Here is a 21,099-nt window from a genome sequence, read left to right as displayed (position 1 = left end):
GGTGAGCCTCAGCTACCGAAGTTTTCAGGTAGATCCGCGCTGAACCAGCGCTGGGACAGCTCGTTCAGCGTGCCATCTTCCAGGCCCTGGGCGATCAGGCGGTTCACTTCTTCCATTAGCGCTGGCTCGTTTTTGTTCATGCCCACGTAGCAAGGCGAATCTTTAAGCTGATACACCAGCGAAGGCGCACGCTCGCTATTACGCTCGGCGATTTCGGCGGCAACTACGTTACCGGTAGCGACGTAGTCGACCTGGCCGGAGAGAAACGCAGAAATGGTGGTGGCGTTGTCTTCAAAGCGCTGCACGGTAGTGGAATCCGGCGCAATTTCCGAGAGCTCCATATCTTCCACGGCACCCCGTGTGACCCCGATGGTTTTATCGGCCAAGCCTTCCGAACCTTCTACGCTTTCATCCGCATCGGCGCTGAATACGCCTAAAAAGAACGGCGCGTAGGCCTCAGAAAAATCTATCGCCGCTTCACGCTCCGGGTTCTTGCCTAGGCTGGAAATCACCAAATCCGCCTGGCCGGTCTGCAAATAGGGAATACGGTTAGCACTCGTGACCGCAATTAGCTCAAGCTCCACGCCCATTTCGTCAGCGAGGTACTGGGCCATATCGATATCGTAACCCTGGGGCTGCATATCGGTGCCTACCGAGCCAAACGGTGGGAAATCTTGCGGCACCGCCACGCGGAGCGTGCCGCGCGATTCGATATTGTCAAGCGCATCCGCCTGAACATTGGGGCTAGCGGCAATAGCACCAAGGGCAACAGCAGCGCTCAATCCTGTGGCTAAAACGCCGGACTGCCAGCGCTTAAAGCGACTCGAAAAAGAGTGATTGAAGCAGTGCGATAACGATTTCATAAAGTTCTCCTGGCAGGCGTATGCCCTGCAAAATCTGGGTTTTGCTAGAGACACATCGCCGAATAATTAGCAGTGGTGGCCTTAGCAATGGAAGCGAAGCGAATGAAAGCTTTGTTGCACAATTTCTAACAAAGAAACTTTCGTTTCACTTGACCAGCTAATAGCAACAGGGATACCAGAAGTGGCTAACGTTTTTCAGAACAGCCGTTTAGAGAGCGTCAAGAGCCAAAATGCAGTGACTGACGCATTGAGAAGAAGGGATAAAAAAGAGAGCAATGCAACGAGTTGGTGCAGTTTTCAGCGGCCAATACGCTGAGGTGCACCATGAAGAGACTCCAGCTACTGGGCGCTCCAATCTACGCTCATGGTCGGCGCTTCCAACTCACTCAGCTCAGCGTAAACATCGCTGATCGCGCTGATTCGCTCGCGGCCAGAAGCCAAACGTCGATGCAGCACACCGTTGGCAATCAGGCAGATCAGGCTATTGGCGGCAGCGTAGCTATCAAAGGCCGAGAGGCTTTCCAGCGGCGTTTCAAAAAACCACGTTACTTGTGAGGCGACGTTGACCGCGGTGGGGTCAGCCAGTAAGGCCACCTTGGCGGGTGAGCGCTCCAGTGCATCGACCAGCGCGGCAAACGCTGCCGGGCGGCGGCGAAAACCGAACAGCACCACCACGTCCTGCGCGGTGAGATCGACGATCTCTTCAGCTAACGACTGGTTAGGATGAGGCACCACCCGCACCTGGGTGCGCGCCTGGATCAACTGCTGGCGAAAATGCAGCGCTAGCGGGTAGCTGTTACGAAAGCCGATCACCACCACATGACGCGCGCTATCCAAGTACTCAACCAGCGCAGCAAACTGATCCGCCTCGATGCCATTAAGGCAGCGCTGCAGATTATCCTGCTCGCGCTGCAAATGGCGCTGAAACGGCGCCCCGGCCTCTTCCTGCATGGCGTTGGGGTCGATCACCAAAGGCACGCCCAGGTTACGCAGCTGGCGGGCATGGTCTTTAACGGTGCGGTAGCTCTCAAACCCCAGCCGCTTGAACAGGCGACTGACCGTCGATTTAGATACCCCGGTCAAGCGCGCCAAATCGGCGGCGCTATATACGGCCAGATCATCGAAGTGATCGAGGATAAAGCTCGCCACCCGCTGCTCCTGGGCCGTTAGCGCGTCAAACTGGGCGGTAATCCGCTGTCCGATATGCGGCGTCATAGCATCCTATTAAGCGCTTATTAACGAGTTGCCGGGTGATGCTCCGCCCAATGGCGGGCGATATCGACCCGGCGAGCCACCCAAACACGGTCGTGGGTTTCGATGTAATCCAAAAAGCGCTGCAGCGCGCGAAAACGCCCCGGCCGCCCCAACAAGCGGCAATGCATCCCTATTGAGAGCATTTTGGGCGCCTCCTCCCCTTCTGCGTAAAGTACATCAAATGCATCACGCAGGTAGGTAAAGAAGTGATCCGCGGTGTTAAAACCTTGCGGGGCAGCAAAGCGCATATCGTTGCTGTCCAGCGTGTAGGGCACAATCAAGTGGTTGTGGTCACTGCCCTGACTATCGGTCACCTGCGTCCAAAAAGGCAAGTCGTCACCGTAGTAGTCGCTATCGTAAAGGAAACCGCCTTCGTCCAGTACTAAGCGTCGAGTATTGGGGCTATCACGACCGGTGTACCAGCCTTGGGGCTTCTCGCCATAGAGGCGCTGAAAAATCTCCATGGCCTGCTGCAGATGCTCCCGCTCAACGTGCTCGGGCACTTCCTGATAGTGAATCCAGCGGTAGCCGTGGCAGGCAATCTCGTGGCCTAGCTCTTTAAAGGCCATAGCCACCTCTGGATTGCGCTCCAGCGCCATGGCTACGCCAAACACCGTGAGCGGCAAATCACGTTTCTCAAACTCGCGCAAAATGCGCCACACCCCGGCGCGGGAGCCATATTCATAGATCGACTCCATGCTCAAATGGCGGTCTGGATAGGCCGGCGCACCGATAATCTCAGAGAGAAACTGCTCGGAGCCTGCATCGCCGTGCAGCACGCTATTTTCGCCGCCCTCTTCGTAATTAAGCACGAACTGAACGGCAATTTTGGCTTTATTTGGCCAGTTGGCGTGGGGCGGATTGCGCCCATAACCGATCAAATCACGGGGGTAATGCACCTTGGATGAGGACGACATCGTTATCTCCTTCGGTCATATTTCTGGCCAGCACGGGTTAGCCTCTACTGCAGTGAGCGCAGCACCTATGCGGCAACAAATTATTTGTATACAAAATAGCGACATTACTGGCGTACCGCAACGCGGCTTAGCGCTAATCCTCTGACACCAAAAGCCTTTCTCATCGCAATCCGCGTTAAGCCCTTGAATCCTGAACAATTGGTCAAACTTTTAGGCTATCACTTTCGTCGTGTATTCGCGGCTAGACCCTTGCGTCTGGCTAGAAACCGCCCTATTTTTGTATACAAGAAAAGTTATATTGTTTACATGCGGATTATTTAACGTGCATATACGAATTATTAACCCCAACACCACGGCCTCGATGACCGCTGCTATTCATCAGGCAGCTCAGCAAAAGGCAAGCGCTGGCACCACAGTGAGCGCTTCACAGCCTGACGCGGGGCCGGTTTCAATCGAGAGCCATTTTGACGAAGTGGTCAGTGCGGTGGGCGTGGCCGAGGAAGTTCTAAAAGGCGAGCGCGAAGGCGGTATCGATGCCTATGTGGTGGCCTGCTTTGGCGACCCCGGCCTGCTCGCAGCACGAGAACTGACCCGCGCGCCGGTAATCGGCATCGCTGAAGCGGCCTTTCATCTTGCTACGCTGGTAAGCACTCGCTTTTCCATCGTCACGACCCTGGGCCGCACCGGTATTATCGCCGAACACCTGCTTCAGCAGTACGGCTTTAGCCACCACTGCCGCCGAATCCGCGCTGCGGAAATCCCGGTGCTTGATCTTGAGCATCATCCTGAAGTGGCGTTTACCCGTATTGTGGAAGAGTGCTGCCGCGCAAGGGATGAAGATGACATTGGCGCCATCGTTTTAGGCTGTGGTGGCATGGCTAATTTGACCCAACAGATCAGCCGCGAAGTGGGCCTGCCGGTAGTAGAAGGTGTTACCGCCGCGCTGAAACTGGCGGAATCACTGGTGAGTTTAGGGCTTTATACCAGTAAACATGGCGATCTTGCCTACCCACTCCCCAAAGCCTTCACCGGTAAGTTTTCCGAGCTTTCTGATCTTGATCTACCGCGTAGGTCATAACAGCTGAAAACAACAACAATGACTAAAAAAATTTAATAACAATAGATGAAGCAGAATTTTGAAAAATAAGCACGTCCATTAGCACGCCACGCCGCAAGCGTTGCTCGGGCACCCAGCGTACCCGAGCTGCCAATAAAACCGATAATCTTGCGAGGACGACATCATGAGCGCTTCACCCTCGGCTCTTGCGTCAGAAGAACGATCCGATGCTGGATCAAAAGCACTCGGGGCAGAAAGCCTGGCCCCTCAACAAACCCGGATTATGGGGCGAGGCTCCTACTTTCTGGCCTGGTTCGGCGGCTGCGTTTCTATTGGCACCTTTGCCATGGGATCAAGCGTGGTCGGCACCTTAAATCTCTTACAAGCTACGCTGGCCATTGCCATCGGCTGCTTTGTGATCGGTATAGCACTCGCCATTAACGGGGCCGCAGGCTACAAGTACGGCATTCCGTTTATGGTCCAGGCGCGCAGCGCTTTCGGCTTTACCGGCACGCGCTTACCGGGTTTGGTGCGCGCGGTACCGGCGGTAGTGTGGTACGGCTTTCAAAGCTGGATTGGTGCCGGAGCGCTCAACATGGTGTCGGCCACCCTGTTCGGTTTCGATAACCTGATCTTCTACTTTATTACCTTTCAGTTTCTGCAAATTGGTCTTTCGGTAATGGGCTTTCAGGGCATCAAGTGGTTAGAGAATATCGGTAGCGCCTTTATCCTCGCCTCGCTGGTGTATATGTTCTATGCCACGGTGCAGCGCTATGGCGATGAGCTTTCCGCCAGCCTGCTGACCATGGAAGGCTCATGGGGCATGCCGTTCTGGGGCGCGACCATGCTATTCCTGGGCATCTACAGCACCATGATGCTCAACGTCAGCGACTACTCCCGCGAGCATAAAAAGGGCACGGCCCAGAGTTTGCTGACCACCATCTACGCCATGTCGATTCTGCCCTGCACGCTGTTTATGGGCTTGATCGGCTATATGGTCTCGCAAGCGACTGGCACCGCCGACCCTATCCAGGTGTTTGCTAACGCCGTCGACAACACCCCGCTTTTAATGACCACCCTGCTGTTCATCGCCTTTGCCCAGGTGACCACCAACGTGCTCAACAACGTAGTACCGCCCACCTACGTGCTGATGGACGTATTCAAGATCAAGTTCTCGATCGCCACGGTGATCGTTGGCTTGCTGGCCTTCGCCACCTTCCCCTGGAAACTGGTGCAGCCGGGCTCAGCCGCGGGCCTTCAGCTGTTCGTGCAGACTTACTCCGCCTTTCTAGGCCCGATCTTCGCCATTTTGGTGGTCGATTATTATGTGATTCGCCGCCGCACGCTGGATATCAACAAGCTGTATGACGCCAAAGGCCCCTATCAAGGCGTGAATTTAGCCGCTTTCATCGCCACGGCGGTGGGCATTGTGGCGGCGCTCTCTTTCTCGGCTATCTCGTGGTACGCCAGCCTAATACCCGCAGGTGTTACCTACTATCTGCTCATGAAGTACTGGGCTCCCTGCCAGCGCTTTAGCCAGTAACCCCTTTGCCAACCGAAGAGCGAATAAGATGAATGAGAGCAACGACGTTAGTGACCTGGATATTAAGCACATAGATCCCACGCTCTATAACGAGGATCTCGCGCCGCTTAAACCCCAGGATCGTAACTGGGGCGCCTTTGAGATATTCAACGTTTGGTCTAACGATATCCAGAGCCTGTTTGGTTACACCCTGGCGGCCTCGCTGTTTTTAACCTACGGCCTGAACGGCTGGGCGGTGATGGCGGCGATTATTCTGGCCGGTGTGATCGTGATGTTTCTGGTCAACCTCACCGGCAAGCCCAGCGTTAAATACGGCATTCCCTTTCCTGTTATGGTGCGCGCCAGCATGGGCGTACGCGGCGCGAACCTACCCGCGATGCTGCGCGCCATCGTGGGGATCTTTTGGTACGGCGTGCAGACCTATTTCGCCTCCACCGCTGTCACCCTTCTCATTACCGCCTTTGTGGGCGCAGGCAGCGGCAGCACTTTCCTGGGGCTTTCCGGCGTTGCCTGGATGTCGTTTGTGATTGTGTGGCTGTTCCAGATCGCGATTTTTTGGCAAGGCATTGAGCGCATTAAGCACTTCCTGAACTGGGCGGGCCCGCTGGTCTACGTGGTGATGTTGGTGCTGATGATCATTGTTTGGTACCAGGCAGGAAGCGAGTTGATCCCTGCCATTGGCACCATTTTTAGCGGTGGCAGTGAAACCAGCGGCAGCTCGATCGCGGCCTTTATGGCGATTGTGGGCACCATGGTGGCGTATTTCGCAGCAGTGGTGATCAACTTCGGCGACTTCACCCGCTTTGTGAAAACCGAACGCCAGATGAAGCTAGGCAACCTGCTGGGCTTGCCGCTCAACGTCGCATTCTTCTCATTTATCGCACTGATTATCACCGCCGGCACCCTGGTGCTGTTTGGCGAGGCCCTGACCAATCCCGCTGATATCGTTGAGCGTGTGGATTCGCTGCCGCTAACGATTATCGCTGCGCTGACCTTCTTTGCCGCCACGGTAGGCATCAACCTAGTCGCCAACTTCATTCCCCCTGCCTACGACCTTGCCAACCTGTTTCCCAGCAAAATTAGTTTCAAAATGGGCGGACTGATTACCGCAGTGATTGCGTTCTTTGTCGGCGCATTATGGCTCTCGGTCATCAGCCAGATTGGCGTTCCCGGTTTTGTAAACGCGCTAGGCGCCATCGTCGCGCCCTTCTACGGCATTATCGTGGTCGACTACTACCTGATTAAGCGCCAGCACCTGAACATGCAGGAGCTGTTCTCATCAGCCCCCGGCAGCGCCTACTACTACGTCAACGGCTGGAACACCCGCGCGCTTATCGCCTTTGGCGTGGCGGCGCTGTTCTCGCTCTCAACCGTGTTAGTACCCGCACTTTCAGCCCTTGGCGGCTACGGCTGGCTGATCGGCGCAGGCTTAGGCGGCCTGTTCTACTACGGCTTGATGCGTCAGTTCAAAGACGAGCCCAGCGCCCACTACCAAGGCGTGTAAGCGCTTACGCTAGTCCCCATCGCTAACGCATCGAAAGCGCTACCGGTTCTGCCGGTGGCGCTTTCTTTATCGGGAAGACGTTGTTTGAAAGTAGTGGGACCCCTGCCTTTATCTAGCCATCCACCGTGACGGCTTTCAGGTTTTCGATAAACGCCTGCGGGCTTTTGTGGAACGAGGAGCCACCACCAGACAAACCCCAGATATGGTCATGACGCTGCCCACGGCTTGGGCGGCGGTCACGGCATAGCCAAATACCGCATATCCCAATAGCATGGTCGCAACAGGTAGCAAATTAAGCGCCAGTGAAGCGCGGCTAGGGCCAATCAATGCAAGTGCACGGTTGTAGCAGACAAACGCGACCAACGAGGGTCCAAGCCCGAGATAAACCACAGCGCCAAGCGTCGCGCTATCTAGGCTTAAGGTTGGCTCAATAATCAAATACTCCAACCATGCCAGCGGTAAAAGCACCAGCACGCCGATCGCCGCCATGGGAGGTAGACTCGCATAGATAGGTAGATCTGCCCACCAGCGCCTGACCGCCAAGGAGTAAACCACCCAGCAGGCGATTGCCAACACCATGATGGCGCTGCCTACGCTTGCGTTATGGAGCGCCTGAGCGGGCTGCCCCTTCGTCACGACCCAGATGGCGCCCCACACGGATAGCAACACGCCGACCCACTGCGCGCCCCTTAACCGCTCCTTGAAGATGACGGCCATGACGACGGCAGTGGCGACCGGAATACCGGTTTCGAGTACGGCTACACTGTTGGCACTGGTGGTGGCAAGCGCTGCATAAATGAGCGCTTGGAAAAGCGCCATACCCATGACAGCCATGATCGCAAGAGCTCTCCATTGACTGATCAACCGGTGTCTCCAACGCCAACTGGCTATACCGAAACAGAACGTGGCGGCTATTAACGCCACCCCCATGCGTGCGGTGGCCAAGGCGAAGGGAGGCAGTGCTTCGGTGGCCGTCTTGCCGACAAGCAGATTGCCGGAAAAGAACATGACGACCGCTAGAAGATAAAGTGTAGCGCGCATTACACGGGGGCCTTTTCATGGTGATGGAAACATGCAACCTTAGCGGGTAGATGTTCTTAAAAAGGTTAACGAGATACTAAAGACACCTCTATGGAGTTTTATTCAAGGGGTCTTTAAGCGAGTTAAAGCCATGAAATATCTTGTTCATTTAAAAACATTTTTGCTGGTCGCCCAGACCGGCAATCTTACTCGCGCCGCCAGTCGTCTGTGTATTACGCCCGGCGCGGTCAGCTTAAGACTCAAGTCGCTTGAAGAAAAAGTGGGCACTGCGTTACTCAAACGGCACAGCCAAGGCGTTTTGCTTACCGCCGCTGGGGAAGCGCTTTATAGCCGCGTCGAGCGGCACATGGCTGCGATCGAGGAGGCTCTTTACGAGGTGAGTGACGACCATCGCCCGTTTACCATCAGCGTGATGCCCTGGTTTGCGTCGAGCTGGCTCATGCCAAGGCTTCACCGCTTCACGCATGCCCACCCGGAAGCGGTGATCCGGGTCGAAACGAGTAGTGCGTTGGCCGACCTGAAAAGCGGTGAGGTTTCGGCGGCGCTGCGTTTTGGCAAGGGAGAGTGGCCCGGCACGCAAGCCGAGCACCTTTTCGATGAGTGGATCGCGCCGATGGCTCACCCCGAACTGATCGAGCGCCTCGAACTACAAACAGACCGGCCGAACCAGTGGCCGCTACTCCATGACCCGGATGACTGGTGGCCACTTTGGTTTTCTCATTACCGGCAAAGGCACGGTCCGATGGGTGCTGCAAATCCCACTATGCTGACAGGCGTTAATTTACAAGATGCCAACACGCTGTCAGAAGCCGCATGTACTGGCTGGGGCGTCGTTCTCGGGCGATCAACTCAGGTCCATTCGCTTATCGAAGAGAAGAAACTACAGCTCTTAAGCGATCAATGGATAAAAGCGCCGCGCAGCCATTATCTGGTGCGCGCGAGTGGGCGCGACACGACTCCCCTTTACGATGCATTTCAGCAGTGGCTCCACGCCGAGGCCCCATCCCCCAGCGGTATACTTCCTGTTGTCGCAAGTTGAGAGCTTCCTTACTGGGCAGATTATCGCTGTCGAGGGGAGTGTAAGTTTGGGCGGAGGTAGCGCATGCGAACGGAAAAACTGCCCAACCACGCCTTTAGATTCGACGGCTGTCCTTCACTTCATCCACAAGCCAAGCCTTGATTAGGGGCTGGTAGGGCATATCTCGCTTGTCAGCTTCGAGAAAGAAACCGGTTTTGCTTGGCTCCAACCCAAACAATTAGAGGCATCATGGGTTTCCCAGCGTTCTCGATCTTCCACCTCGGTTTTGAACTAAGGCATCTTTTTTAGCTTGCTCACAACGCAGCCCTCTCCTTTCGGTGCATATAGCGAGCGGAGGTTACAACTAATGATTCTTCTCCAGCGTCAAATGATTGTCTATTTCTTTTATTTTGTCTTCGCTGTGGTGATTGACGTACAGCACCGTGGTCTCTTTGCCTTCACAAATTTTCTCAATAAGGGCGAGAACCAGCTGGCGGTTCATGTCGTCCAGGCCGAGGCACGGCTCGTCTAAGATCAAAAGCAGCGGATGTTTTACCATGGCGCGGGCGATGAGCAGCAAACGCTGATCGCCGTAGGAGAGTTTGTTAAAGGGCTGGTCGGCGCGGTCTTTCATGCCAAGTAGTTCGAGCCATTGGTCGGCTATTTTCTTCTGGTTATCAGTGGATTTGGTGTACACGCCGATGCTGTCGTAGAAGCCTGAAATAATCACGTTTTTGCAGCTGGTGCTGACGCGATATTCCCACTGCAGGGCGGTGGAGACATAGCCGATAAACTGCTTGATCTGCCAGATGCTTTCGCCGTTACCACGCTGGAAGCCAAACACAAAAATATCGTTGGTGTAGCACTGAGGATGGTCCCCCGTGATCAAGGACAAGACGCAGGTTTTACCACTTCCGTTAGGGCCACTCAGTTGCCAGTGCTGGCCCGGCTCGATCGTCCAATCGAGCTTATCGACGATCACGGTATCGCCGTATTTAATCGTCGCTTGCTTGAGTTTCACTAACGGCTGGCTGGGGTCGAGCTCGGGTAGTTGGTTGGCGGGGTCGGCCTCGGGCACGCTGAGATCGGTGGTTTTCAAATGCAGCAATTGGTACAACTCATTGAAGGCGGCATCGTCCTGGCGGTCTACCGTGAACGCTAAACGTCCCGTTTCTCCGCGCTTTGTATCTCTGCTCTTTTTTTCCGAACGCTCTTGCTCGGAGCGGTCCTTCTTCCCACGCTCTTTGTCCAGATAGGCCACATGGGTGATGAAGTCGGGCATTTCATCAAAGCGGTTCAGCACCAGCACCATGGGTACAGTGTCGATGATGGAGGCAAGATGGGCCTGCAGCATGGCGAGCGTATCGACGTCTAAGCCATCAAACGGCTCGTCTAGAATCAGTAAGTCCGGCTTATTCGCCAGCGCGCGAATCAGCATGACTTTGCGGGTTTCGCCCGTAGAGAGCTTCCGAAAAGCGCGGTCGAGGAGTCTCGACAGCCCGAACTTTTCGACCAGTACGCTGGCGAGTTCAGTGTCCTGGCAGTGTTCGAAAATCATCTCACTGACGGGGGTGCCGAGTGAAATGACATCCATGATATCAGCATCGTCTTTTTTTAACTCTTTGGCGATAAGTTCGGCTTGCGCTTCGAAGGAGACCAAACCGACGTTGTGGGGAAGGCCTTGAACACTGCCCGCTTCAATTTTTCCAACGCCCGCAAGCGCCGCCGCCAGGGCCGATTTACCTGCACCATTGGTGCCAGTAATAGCCCAATGCTGGTGGGGTTCGATGGTCCAATCAATCTCGCTTAGGGTGAAGCGATCATCAAAACTGATCGTCGCTTTGTTTAGCTGAATATTGGCTAAGCGATTTGAAGGCTCCATCGAACTATTCCTTACGGTGACGGTGTTAAAAAATCAGGCTTGAATAAAAAAGAGACAAAAAAGCCGAGACTATCGTGGCGATATCCCGGCTTTTTAATTGCATTAACTCGCTATTCTTTAATCAACCGGTTAAACGATCTTCTTCATGTCCGCCATGTGACCACGCAGCACTGCGCCAACGGCTTCAACCGGGTGAGCGCGCAGGGCATCGTTGACTTCGATCAAACGCGCGTTATCAACGCCGTTGTCGTCCAGATCAAGACCTTTACCGATAACATCGGACTTAATGCCTTTCATAAAGTCAGCCAGGAGCGGTACACACGCGTGGTTGTAGAGGTAGCAACCGTACTCCGCGGTATCGGAGATAGTCGCGTTCATTTCATATAGTTTCTTACGCGCGATGGTGTTCGCGATCAGTGGCGTTTCGTGGAGCGACTCGTAGTAAGCAGATTCGGCGATAATGCCAGCCGCGGTCATGGTTTCGAACGCCAGCTCAACCCCCGCCTTCACCATCGCCACCATCAGGATGCCGTGGTCGAAGTACTCTTGCTCAGAGATTTCTACGTTACCCGCCGGTGTTTTCTCGAAGTTGGTCTCGGCTGTTTCTGCACGCCATTTGTGCAGGTTCGCGTCATCGTTCGCCCAGTCTTCCATCATCGTGTGCGAGAAGTGGCCACTCATGATGTCGTCCTGGTGCTTGTTGTAAAGCGGACGCATGATCTCTTTCAGCTCTTCTGCAAGATCATAGGCTTTGATCTTCGCCGGGTTAGAAAGACGATCCAGCATGTTGGTCACGCCGCCGTACTTCAACGCTTCAGTGATGTTTTCCCAGCCGTACTGGATCAGCTTAGAGGCGTAACCAGGCTCGATACCCTCTTCGATCATTTTGTCGAAGCACAAGATAGAACCAGTTTGCAGCATGCCGCAGAGAATCGTTTGCTCGCCCATCAGGTCGGATTTAACTTCCGCGATGAAAGAGGACATCAACACGCCAGCTTTATGGCCGCCAGTGCCCACTGCGTAGGCTTTTGCCAGGGCAAGGCCTTCGCCTTTAGGATCATTGGCTTCGTGAACAGCGATCAGAGTGGGAACACCGAAACCACGCGCGTATTCAGCGCGCACTTCAGACCCAGGGCACTTTGGCGCCACCATGATGACGGTTAGGTCGTCGCGGATCTTCATGCCTTCTTCAACGATGTTGAAACCGTGAGAGTAAGACAGGCAAGCGCCCTCTTTCATCAGCGGCATCACCGCCTTCACAACAGAGGTGTGCTGCTTATCGGGCGTCAGGTTCAACACCACATCTGCCGTTGGGATCAACTCTTCATAAGTACCGACAGTAAAGCCGTTTTCAGTGGCGTTCTTCCAGGACTGGCGCTTCTGTTCGATGGCTTCAGGACGCAGGGCGTAAGAGACGTCCAAGCCGCTGTCGCGTAGGTTCAAGCCTTGGTTTAGACCTTGGGCGCCGCAGCCGATCACGACCATTTTTTTGCCTTTAAGCGCGTCTACGCCATCGGCAAATTCAGAACTGTACATAAAACGGCATTTGGCGAGTTGAGCCAGTTGTTCGCGTAGCGGCAGCGTATTGAAGTAGTTAGCCATCGTTAACATCCTAATGATTGATAAACACGATACCGATGTCACACACCGATACGAAAAAGAGTGACATAGCCGCCAAGTGCGGACCCAGCGCCATGTGAATAGCGCCAATCTACCCAAAAACGACTATTTCTTAAATTGACATATTTGCAACAACATGTCCCTTTTTTTGCAAAACTCTATTATCATGACAGGTATGAATTTTAAAATTTTAAAGCAATTTCTCGCCTTAGCAGAAACCCTGCATTTTGGTCGCGCCAGCGACGAGTGCTATGTGAGCATTTCTGCCCTGTCGCGCAACATTCGCCATTTAGAAGACGAGCTGGGCGTGTCGCTGTTTAACCGCGACAACCGTACCGTAGTGTTGACCCAAGAAGGCCAAAAATTTCTCAAGTATGCCCGTGATGCCAGCAGCCAATGGAATTTGATTCGTCATCAGTTAACCGATAACCCTGATCAATTAAGCGGTGAAATCAGCTTGTATGGCTCCGTAACGGCCAGCTACAGCTTTTTGCACGAGCTACTGCGCCGCTTTCGTATTGCCTACCCGGTCATTGAAATCAAGCTGCGCACGGGGGACCCCGAACACGCCATTGCGCATGTGCTCGATGGCAAAGAAGACCTTAGCATTGCGGCACAGCCCGCTAACTTACCGCGGGGCCTGGCCTTTAAGCCCATTGCGACGTCGCCGTTGCTGTTTATTGCGCCGCTGGAGCAGCAAGTGCCCAATGCGCCCACCAGCACGCCCATTACACCGGCTGAGTGGGCGAATACGCCCATGATTCTCTCGGAAAGCGGTGTTTCTAGAACGCGTATTGATGAGTGGTTTCGCCAGCATAACATCTCCCCGCGCATTTATGCCCAGGTGACCGGTAATGAAGCCATTGTGAGTATGGTGAGCCTGGGCTTTGGTATTGGCGTGGTGCCTAAAATCGTTCTCGACAACAGCCCATTGATGGATCGCATCCGTGTGCTCGACGTGACGCCGGAACTGGCGCCCTACGATATCGGTTTATTTACCTTGAAGAAAAACCTAAAAAACCCGTTGGTCGACGCGTTTTGGAGCTTGATGTAAGCCCTGCGCCCCGTGTGTAACGATTCGACCAGCGCCTTCACTCCCCAAATATCTGCTGTAAATCCGGCACGTTCTCTTCCTCTTCGACCATGGAGAGCGAGGCTTCGATGGCTTTAAGGTGACGACTCATAAAGGCTTTGGCGCGCTCGCCGTTGCCTGCTTCTAAATAGCCGATCAGGTCATCGTGGTCGTGGGATTCGCAGCCCAAGTGGCCACGATGGCCGTAGACGGCGAGGATGAGTGAGGAGCGCGAGCAGAGCCGCTCGACAAACTCCGCCAGGGTCGCATTGCCGGAAAGCTGCGCCAAGCGCACGTGAAAATCGGCAGAGAGCCGGATAGCGACGCTTTGTTGGCCGCTGCGCAGCGCTTGGCGTTCGCGCTGGGCCATTTCGCGTAGCTCAGCGGCTTCTTTTTCATCCATGCGCCGTGCCACGTCGGGCATTAATCCGCACTCGACCAGTTGGCGGGCATCGAAAACGTCCTTGGCTTCATCCGCGGTGGGCCGGGTAACGCTGGCCCCACGCCGCGGCGTCAGGGTCACTAGCTGCTCAAGTGACAGGCGCTGCAAAATTTTACGAATACCGGTGCGGCTAATGCCAAATACATCCGCCAGGGCGTCCTCGCGCAGCCGTGCGCCGGGCTTCAAGCGCTGCTCGACAATGGCATCGCTCACGGCGCGATAGATAGCATCGTGGCGCTCATCGCCCTCTTTGCCATCTTTGGTTTCTTTAACGGAAGCGCGCCGCTTTATCGGCGCCTGCGCATCACTCATAGCTAGCCTCTTTATCACTCCTCCCAAGCGGCAATGATATCGCGCTCTTCATCGCTCATGTTGGTCATATTGCCTAACGGCATGTAGCGGCTGGCCACGACCTGTTGAATCTGCGCTTTTTGACCGAGAATTTCGTCCCAGTTTTCAAATGCAAACCCCGCGGGTGGCGCTGAAAAACCGGCATGCTCGGGGTTGCGAGCATGACACTGAACACAGTGCTGCTCAATCAGGCCGGTGATTTGCGCTTGGTCTGGCCCTTGCGCGCCTGCAGTGCCAATTGGTGATGAAGCACTGGGTGCAGCCACCCAAAACGCCACAAGAATAAGCCCTACCCCTAAGGCGGGATACGCTGGCTGGGTTTTACCTGCATGCATCAACACAAAGAACTGACGAATCAAGGCACCGGCGAAGATGAACAGTACCATCACCACCCAGGCGAGCTCGTGAGAATAGATAAACGAGTAGTGATTACTCACCATCAACAATACGACCGGCAGCGTGAAGTAGGTGTTATGCACCGAACGCTGTTTGCCGCGTTTGCCATCCAGCGGATTGGGCGCATCGCCCGCCTTCATGGCTTTAACCATGCGGCGCTGGCCGGGAATAATCCAGAAGAAAACGTTAGCCGACATCGCCGTCGCCATGACCGCACCCGTGAGCAGGAAGGCCGCGCGACCGGTGAACATCTGCGTACTGAGATAGGCAACGACCACCATCATCACGGCAACGGCAATGCTCAGCAGCCCATCGCGATCCATGTTGGGGCTAATGCGTTTGCACAGCTCGTTATAAACTACCCAGCCACCCAGCAGGAATGCCAGCGCCAGCACATTGGCCTGCCAGCCCGTCAGGTTGGCGGCCCACTCCCAGGGGCTATTGGGGTTCACCAAATAGAAGCCTGGGTTGACCATATAGAGAATCACAAACAGCGCAAAACCGGAAAGCCAGGTGGTATAGGCTTTCCAGAATGACCAGTGCAAGTCATTGGGTAACTTGGCAGGTGCGGTAGCGTACTTCTGGTTGTGGTAAAAACCACCACCATGCACCGACCACATTTCACCAAACACGCCCTTGTCGCGATCTTCCGCTGCTTTTGGCGTGCGCAGGCTGTTATCCAGCATGACAAAGTAGATCGACTCACCGATCCAGGCGATGGCGGCAACCACGTGCAGCCAGCGCAGCAGTAAGTTAACAAACTCGATTAGGTACGCTTGCATAAACAAATCCCGTTAGGTTTGACTGAAACTCAGCGTGAGCAGCCAGGTTTCAGACAAATCAGCTACCGCGGTAAGTCGAGTACCCATAGGGCGAGAGGAGTAGCGGCACATGGTAGTGCTGGCTGGCATCGGCGACGCCAAAACGCAGTGGAATAACGTCTAAAAAGCGCGGCTCATTAGCTTCAACGCCTTGGGCACGCAGGTAGTCACCCGCATGGAACACCAGCTCGTACTCGTCTGCCGTGAGCGCATCGCCTTCTAAAATGGGGGCATCGCAACGCCCGTCGCTGTTGGTGGTCACCGTGCTTAAAAGTTGACGCTCGCCGTTTGAAAGGCGGAACACTTCAATGATGATTCCCTGGCCGGGCTGTCCTTTAGCGGTATCCAATACGTGGGTGGTTAAACGTCCCATAGCCACTCCTTATATTATTGCGTTGTTTGCATTATCTGACCATTTGGTCAAAGAGTACCTTTGATGCTATTTGTTGTATACAGTAATTCTATCCGCGCACATTGTGAATTAACTACGCTTTAAATTGCCCACTTTGGAGAGTGCCAGTGCCTACAATAAGTCCGTTACTGCTTTCACCCGCGCCTAGTCAGTGCAGCCTGGAAATGCTTACTCACCATTATGGTGATGTTTATGAGCACTCACCTTGGGTGGCAGAAGCGGCTTGGCAACACGGCCTGACTGACGTCCACGACGCGCCCGACGCACTGGCCGAGCTTATGGGGCTCATGCTCCAGCAAGCAAGCAGCGAACAGCAAATTAAAGTGATTCAGGCGCACCCGGATCTAGCAGGCAAAGCCGCGATGGCTGGTGAGTTAACTAAAGATTCAACGAGCGAGCAGGCAGGTGCTGGGCTCGACCAATGCGACCCCGAAGAGTTTGCACGCTTTGAGACGCTTAATGCGTCATACAAGAAGAAGTTTGGTTTCCCTTTTGTGATTGCCGTTAAGGGGCTAGATCGGCATGACATTTTAGCCGCCTTTGAAGATCGCCTGAACAACGATGCGGCCACCGAACGACAAACGGCGATTGAGCAAATTATCCGCATTGCGCGCTTTCGTTTAATTGATCGCGCTACAAGAAACTAAGGTTTATAAAAATATTTTTTGTATACAAGAAAGCGCCGCGCCCTTGAGGGCACGGCGCTTCAGAACGGTTAAAGCTAACTTACTGCTTGGCTTTTTCCACCACGTTTTTAGTGGCTTCTTCAGTCTGCTTTTGGCTATCTTGAGCAAAGCTTTGACCGATTGACGTTACTTTTTCAGTATCGCCCTTAACGCGTTCCATGAAATTGCTTGCCGTTTTCTGCTGGCTTTCCATCGCCTTCTTGAAACTGTCGGCGTCTTTTACATCAAGCCATGTGCGTGCTTGCGAGATAGCCATGTCCGAGTAGGCACGGAAAGCATCCATTTGTGCACTAAATAGCTGATCGTAGTAATCAAGCGCCGTTAGCGTGTAAGAACGCATGGGTGATACAAATGCTGATTCAAACTGCTGTGTGGTTTTATCAGTCGCTTTATTCACAAGTATCTCTCCAAGTGTGAGCTAGCACATAAACTCGCCTTCAATAGGCGGTTCTTAGCCAGGCTTTTGCCTCTGCTATAGCTAAAGCTAGCAGTGCTTTTTGTGCAGCGCAACATGATTTTTCCTCATGCTGCGCATGCTCACTTGCAGATTAACAACAACCTTTTCTTACGAAACGATACTAACGGTTACCAAACAAGTGCTTACGCGCTTGCACATCCATTTCAACCCCCGCTTGTGGATTGACTTCTTCCACTAAAGCGTACGCTCGACGCACGGCTGGGCGCGCTTTGATCATCTCAAACCACCGCTCCAGGTCGGGAAACTCCTCGATCGTCTGCCCTTGCTTTTCCCAAGGAACGATCCAGGGGTAAATCGCCATATCAGCAATCGAGTAATCATCACCGCCCACATAAGTGTGATTCGCCAAGCGCTGATCCAGTACGCTGTAAAGCCGATTAGTTTCTCGCACGTAACGCTCAATGGCGTACTCGATCTTCTGCGGCGCATAGTGGCAAAAGTGGTGGTTTTGGCCTGCCATCGGGCCTAAGCCACCCATCTGCCAGTGTAACCACTGGAGCACGATATAGCGTTCACGCCCTGCCGCTGGTAAGAAAAGGCCACTCTTATCGGCGAGGTATTCCAGAATGGCGCCAGACTCAAACATCGAGAGCGGCTGGCCGCCATCCTGCGGTGAGTGATCCACAATGGCGGGAATGCGGTTATTAGGGGCAATAGTGAGAAATTCAGGATCAAACTGCTCGCCTCGGCCAATGTTTATTGGCTTCACTCGATACGCCAGTTTGGCTTCTTCGAGCATGATGGAGATTTTGTGGCTGTTAGGTGTTGTCCAGTAGTACAGGTCAATCATTGCCATCTCCTTGTTGAAAACGTTGATGTACTCGCCATGAGTTTACCAAGCTTTCTCAATACAGCAGGCGGTACGTAAGTGTACCGCCTCTAGTAGATATATCTTATATATCTCTTACTGTCAGGGCGTTGCTTGCAGCGCCATCGTGAGCGCTGAGCATACGCTGGAACCACTCATCCACCGGATCGCCGGGTTCAACGACCGCCTGCGTGGATACGACGTGTGCCCACATCATGCTGCCAAACAACAGGTAGTCGGCGCCAGCGGGAGCTTCGCCGTCTAAAAAAGCACTCTCGCGCAGCAGGTCGCGCACAGGGGCTAATACCTGCTTGAGTTGCTGCTTGCCCTGTTCGGGTTGGTGAAATTCTTCCAATGTACAGCCAAACCTCGCTTCACGGGTTTCGCGGAAATAGTCACGGTCGCCTGGGTGTACCGCGGCGAACAGATCCATACCGATAATGCGGAACAGCGCCGGGGTCACGCTGCGTTCTACAAAGTACTTAAACAGTAAAACCCGCTGATAGCTGACGCCTTCACCTAGCATGGGTGCGTCGGGATACGTTTTATCCAGATAGCGCATGATCTCAAAACTGTCGGTGACTACCTGATCGCCGTCGCAAAGCACCGGGACTTTGTCGTAATCGGCAAACGCCAACGCTTGTTTGTCGAGGAATCGCCACGCCACGCTGGTGTATTCCAGCCCTTTATGAGCAAGCGCCATGCGCACGCGCCAGCAATAAGGAGAAAAGCGCAGCCGTTCGTCTCGTCCACATAGGTCATAGAGCTTTATTGCCATCACTACCGCCTTCTAGTTGAGAGCATCGTTGCGAAAAATGATTGGTAAAAAAGAGCTTAGAGCTTTTTTACACGCTTTGGATAGCTAAACAATGAGCCCAAGAAACTAACCGTGCAAGAGAGGTTTCTTAGCACTGTCTATTAGTCTAATGAACCAGCATTGCCCTCATCTTAATAAAATTCTAAAACTATTTTTAAAATCAATAATTTAAATAAAAACAACCAGCGCAAACACATGTACAAAACAAGCGATGCTTTGGTAAGACCAATTTTCCAATGTAGTCATATTGTTAGCCAAACCGTATCTTTCACCTACACCCGACTGGCGATACAAACACCAGACGGTTATTGCGGAGCATACCAAATCAATAACAAGGGCAGTTCCTTCCATGAATGAAACGATACTTGCACTTCTAGCCTTCTTGCCGCTGTTGCTGGCCGGTATTTTGCTCATAGGGTTTAAAATACCTGCCAAGATAGCGATGCCGATTGTCTTTCTGACGGCGGCTATTATTGGCTTAACCGCCTGGGATATGTCCTTTAGCCGCGTGGCAGCGTCGACCATTCAAGGCTTGATTCAAACCGCTGGTCTTCTCTGGATCATCTTTGGCGCTATCTTGCTGCTGAATACGCTTAAGCACTCGGGCGGCATTACGGCTATTCGTAATGGCTTTTCAGGCATCAGTCCTGACCGTCGCGTACAGGCGTTGATTGTTGCTTGGCTGTTTGGCTGCTTTATCGAAGGGGCTTCTGGCTTCGGTACGCCCGCCGCAGTTGCGGCACCGCTGATGGTCGCCCTCGGCTTCCCAGCACTTGCGGCGGTGGTCGTGGGTATGATGATTCAATCAACGCCAGTCTCCTTCGGCGCGGTGGGCACACCTATCGTGGTCGGCGTTGGTAGCGGTTTGGATCGCGCTGGTATCAGCGCTGAGCTTGATTCGGTAGGCTCTAGCTGGGATGTATTCTTCCAGATGGTGACCAGCGAAGTGGCGATCACTCACGGTATCGTGGGTATTTTAATGCCGCTGATTCTGGTCACTGTGATGGTGCGCTTCTTCGGTGCTAACCGCTCCTGGAAAGAGGGGCTGTCGATTACCCCCTTCGCCATTTTTACCGGCATCTGCTTCGTAGTACCTTACATGCTGGTGGGCGTGCTGCTGGGGCCTGAATTCCCGTCGATGATTGGCGCCATGGTGGGTCTGGCGATTGTAGTGCCAGCGGCTAAACGTGGCTTCCTGATGCCTAAAGATACCTGGGACTTCCCTGAATCCTCTTCTTGGCCAGACGAGTGGATCGGTAACCTGCAAATCAAGCTTGATGACGTTGTAGGCAAAGCGCCGATGTCCACCTTCAAAGGCTGGGTACCCTATGTATTGCTGGCGCTGTTCCTGGTGGCTTCGCGCACCATTGAACCGCTTCGCGTGGCGCTGACCTCGATCAACCTCAGTTGGACCAATATTCTTGGTGAAGCGGGTGTCAGCGGCGGTGTACAGCCGCTCTACCTACCGGGCGGCATCATCCTGGCCGTGGTCATCGTGACCTACTTCCTGCACCGCATGAACCCGCAAAAAATCAGTGCCGCGGTATCGGAATCGACCAAAACCATTTTTGGCGCGGGCTTTGTGTTGATCTTTACCGTGCCGATGGTACGTATCCTGATCAACTCCGGCGTTAACGGTGCGGATCTTGTCTCGATGCCGGTCATGATGGCCCAGGCGGTCGCTGATAGCGTAGGTGGCATTTATCCCTTCTTTGCTCCAATGGTAGGGGCGATGGGTGCCTTCATTGCAGGCTCCAACACGGTATCCAACCTGATGCTGGCGGAATTCCAATTTAGCGTTGCTGAGACACTGGGGCTTTCCACCGCCATGATGGTGGCGCTGCAGGCAGTCGGTGCGGCAGCGGGTAATATGATCGCTATCCACAACGTCGTAGCCGCATCAGCGACGGTAGGCCTGCTCGGTCGTGAAGGGGCGACTATCCGTAAAACGATTCTACCGACGATTTACTACCTCATCTTTACCGGCATCATCGCTCTGATTGCGTTCTACGTGATTGGCGTCACCGATCCGTTAATGTGAGCATGAGGCAGCGCTTGTTCTAATAACCGACGCGCTAATAAAGACGCTAGAAACGCAAACCCCCAGGCCTAGACCT

The 21,099-nt window shown here is 53.9% G+C and carries 19 protein-coding genes; 7 read left to right on the top strand and 12 right to left on the bottom strand.

All coding sequences use genetic code 11. From position 1 onward, the window contains the following. Positions 1–8 precede the first annotated feature (8 nt). From ACUVOF_RS05605 to puuE, 3 genes are all read right to left on the bottom strand, one after another. Positions 9–863 (bottom strand): transporter substrate-binding domain-containing protein, encoded by an 855-nt coding sequence (locus ACUVOF_RS05605; protein ID WP_447043405.1) that lies wholly within the window; start codon positions 861–863, stop codon positions 9–11. A 339-nt stretch (positions 864–1,202) separates the two neighbouring features. Further along, positions 1,203–2,078, bottom strand: a complete 876-nt coding sequence (locus ACUVOF_RS05600) for a MurR/RpiR family transcriptional regulator (protein WP_447043404.1) — start codon at positions 2,076–2,078, stop codon at positions 1,203–1,205. A 20-nt stretch (positions 2,079–2,098) separates the two neighbouring features. Beyond that, positions 2,099–3,034, bottom strand: coding sequence for an allantoinase PuuE (gene puuE / locus ACUVOF_RS05595; protein ID WP_447043403.1), 936 nt, complete (start codon positions 3,032–3,034; stop codon positions 2,099–2,101). Between the two features lie 322 nt (positions 3,035–3,356). On the opposite strand from puuE, the gene ACUVOF_RS05590 reads away from it, so the two are divergent. The 3 genes from ACUVOF_RS05590 (at position 3,357) to ACUVOF_RS05580 (ending at position 7,138) form a co-directional block, all read left to right on the top strand. After that, positions 3,357–4,112 carry an aspartate/glutamate racemase family protein gene (locus ACUVOF_RS05590; RefSeq protein WP_447043402.1) on the top strand — a complete coding sequence of 252 codons (756 nt, stop codon included), beginning with the start codon at positions 3,357–3,359 and terminating at the stop codon, positions 4,110–4,112. Between the two features lie 163 nt (positions 4,113–4,275). Further along, positions 4,276–5,634: an NCS1 family transporter gene (locus ACUVOF_RS05585; protein WP_447043401.1), complete on the top strand. Its 1,359-nt coding sequence runs from the start codon at positions 4,276–4,278 to the stop codon at positions 5,632–5,634. 28 nt (positions 5,635–5,662) lie between these two features. Continuing rightward, on the top strand, positions 5,663–7,138 hold the full coding sequence (locus tag ACUVOF_RS05580; RefSeq protein WP_447043400.1) for an NCS1 family nucleobase:cation symporter-1: 1,476 nt from the start codon (positions 5,663–5,665) through the stop codon (positions 7,136–7,138). Positions 7,139–7,273: 135 nt separating this feature from the next. Here the strand turns inward: ACUVOF_RS05580 and ACUVOF_RS05575 are convergent, their stop codons facing one another. Then, positions 7,274–8,179, bottom strand: coding sequence for a DMT family transporter (locus ACUVOF_RS05575; protein WP_447043399.1), 906 nt, complete (start codon positions 8,177–8,179; stop codon positions 7,274–7,276). 130 nt (positions 8,180–8,309) lie between these two features. Here ACUVOF_RS05575 and ACUVOF_RS05570 point away from each other — a divergent pair, with 130 nt between their 5' ends. After that, on the top strand, positions 8,310–9,218 hold the full coding sequence (locus ACUVOF_RS05570; RefSeq protein WP_447043398.1) for a LysR substrate-binding domain-containing protein: 909 nt from the start codon (positions 8,310–8,312) through the stop codon (positions 9,216–9,218). A gap of 343 nt (positions 9,219–9,561) precedes the next feature. On the opposite strand, the gene ACUVOF_RS05565 is transcribed toward ACUVOF_RS05570, so the two are convergent. Together ACUVOF_RS05565 and ilvC are read right to left on the bottom strand one after the other, a co-directional pair. Beyond that, on the bottom strand, positions 9,562–11,079 hold the full coding sequence (locus tag ACUVOF_RS05565) for an ATP-binding cassette domain-containing protein (RefSeq protein WP_447043397.1): 1,518 nt from the start codon (positions 11,077–11,079) through the stop codon (positions 9,562–9,564). Between the two features lie 129 nt (positions 11,080–11,208). Then, positions 11,209–12,681, bottom strand: coding sequence for a ketol-acid reductoisomerase (gene ilvC, locus ACUVOF_RS05560; protein ID WP_447043396.1), 1,473 nt, complete (start codon positions 12,679–12,681; stop codon positions 11,209–11,211). Positions 12,682–12,874: 193 nt separating this feature from the next. On the opposite strand from ilvC, the gene ilvY reads away from it, so the two are divergent. Continuing rightward, positions 12,875–13,753 (top strand): HTH-type transcriptional activator IlvY, encoded by an 879-nt coding sequence (ilvY, locus tag ACUVOF_RS05555; protein ID WP_447043395.1) that lies wholly within the window; start codon positions 12,875–12,877, stop codon positions 13,751–13,753. A gap of 37 nt (positions 13,754–13,790) precedes the next feature. Here ilvY and ACUVOF_RS05550 read toward each other — a convergent pair whose 3' ends face one another. The 3 genes from ACUVOF_RS05550 to uraH are packed head-to-tail and all read right to left on the bottom strand — an operon-like array spanning position 13,791 to position 16,154. Next, the gene (locus tag ACUVOF_RS05550; RefSeq protein WP_447043394.1) at positions 13,791–14,525 is read right to left on the bottom strand and encodes a GntR family transcriptional regulator; all 735 of its coding nucleotides are present in this window, start codon (positions 14,523–14,525) and stop codon (positions 13,791–13,793) included. Between the two features lie 14 nt (positions 14,526–14,539). Then, positions 14,540–15,742 (bottom strand): urate hydroxylase PuuD, encoded by a 1,203-nt coding sequence (locus ACUVOF_RS05545; protein WP_447043393.1) that lies wholly within the window; start codon positions 15,740–15,742, stop codon positions 14,540–14,542. A 58-nt stretch (positions 15,743–15,800) separates the two neighbouring features. Continuing rightward, positions 15,801–16,154: a hydroxyisourate hydrolase gene (uraH, locus tag ACUVOF_RS05540; protein ID WP_447043392.1), complete on the bottom strand. Its 354-nt coding sequence runs from the start codon at positions 16,152–16,154 to the stop codon at positions 15,801–15,803. Positions 16,155–16,300: 146 nt separating this feature from the next. Here uraH and uraD point away from each other — a divergent pair, with 146 nt between their 5' ends. Further along, entirely contained in the window at positions 16,301–16,840 is a 540-nt protein-coding gene (gene uraD, locus ACUVOF_RS05535) for a 2-oxo-4-hydroxy-4-carboxy-5-ureidoimidazoline decarboxylase (RefSeq protein ID WP_447043391.1), read from the top strand. A 79-nt stretch (positions 16,841–16,919) separates the two neighbouring features. Here uraD and ACUVOF_RS05530 read toward each other — a convergent pair whose 3' ends face one another. The 3 genes from ACUVOF_RS05530 to ACUVOF_RS05520 form a co-directional block, all read right to left on the bottom strand. Further along, positions 16,920–17,276, bottom strand: coding sequence for a phasin family protein (locus ACUVOF_RS05530; RefSeq protein ID WP_447043390.1), 357 nt, complete (start codon positions 17,274–17,276; stop codon positions 16,920–16,922). Positions 17,277–17,457: 181 nt separating this feature from the next. After that, positions 17,458–18,147, bottom strand: a complete 690-nt coding sequence (locus ACUVOF_RS05525) for a glutathione binding-like protein (protein WP_447043389.1) — start codon at positions 18,145–18,147, stop codon at positions 17,458–17,460. A gap of 103 nt (positions 18,148–18,250) precedes the next feature. Further along, complete coding sequence (locus ACUVOF_RS05520) at positions 18,251–18,943, bottom strand: glutathione S-transferase family protein (RefSeq protein ID WP_447043388.1); 693 nt, start codon at positions 18,941–18,943, stop codon at positions 18,251–18,253. A 388-nt stretch (positions 18,944–19,331) separates the two neighbouring features. On the opposite strand from ACUVOF_RS05520, the gene ACUVOF_RS05515 reads away from it, so the two are divergent. Then, positions 19,332–21,023, top strand: a complete 1,692-nt coding sequence (locus tag ACUVOF_RS05515) for an L-lactate permease (RefSeq protein ID WP_447043387.1) — start codon at positions 19,332–19,334, stop codon at positions 21,021–21,023. Positions 21,024–21,099 lie beyond the last annotated feature (76 nt).

The organism is Vreelandella sp. H-I2 (assembly GCF_052959335.1).
The sequence above is the reverse complement of the archived record's forward strand: the minus strand, read 5'-3'. Positions and strand labels throughout refer to the sequence as shown.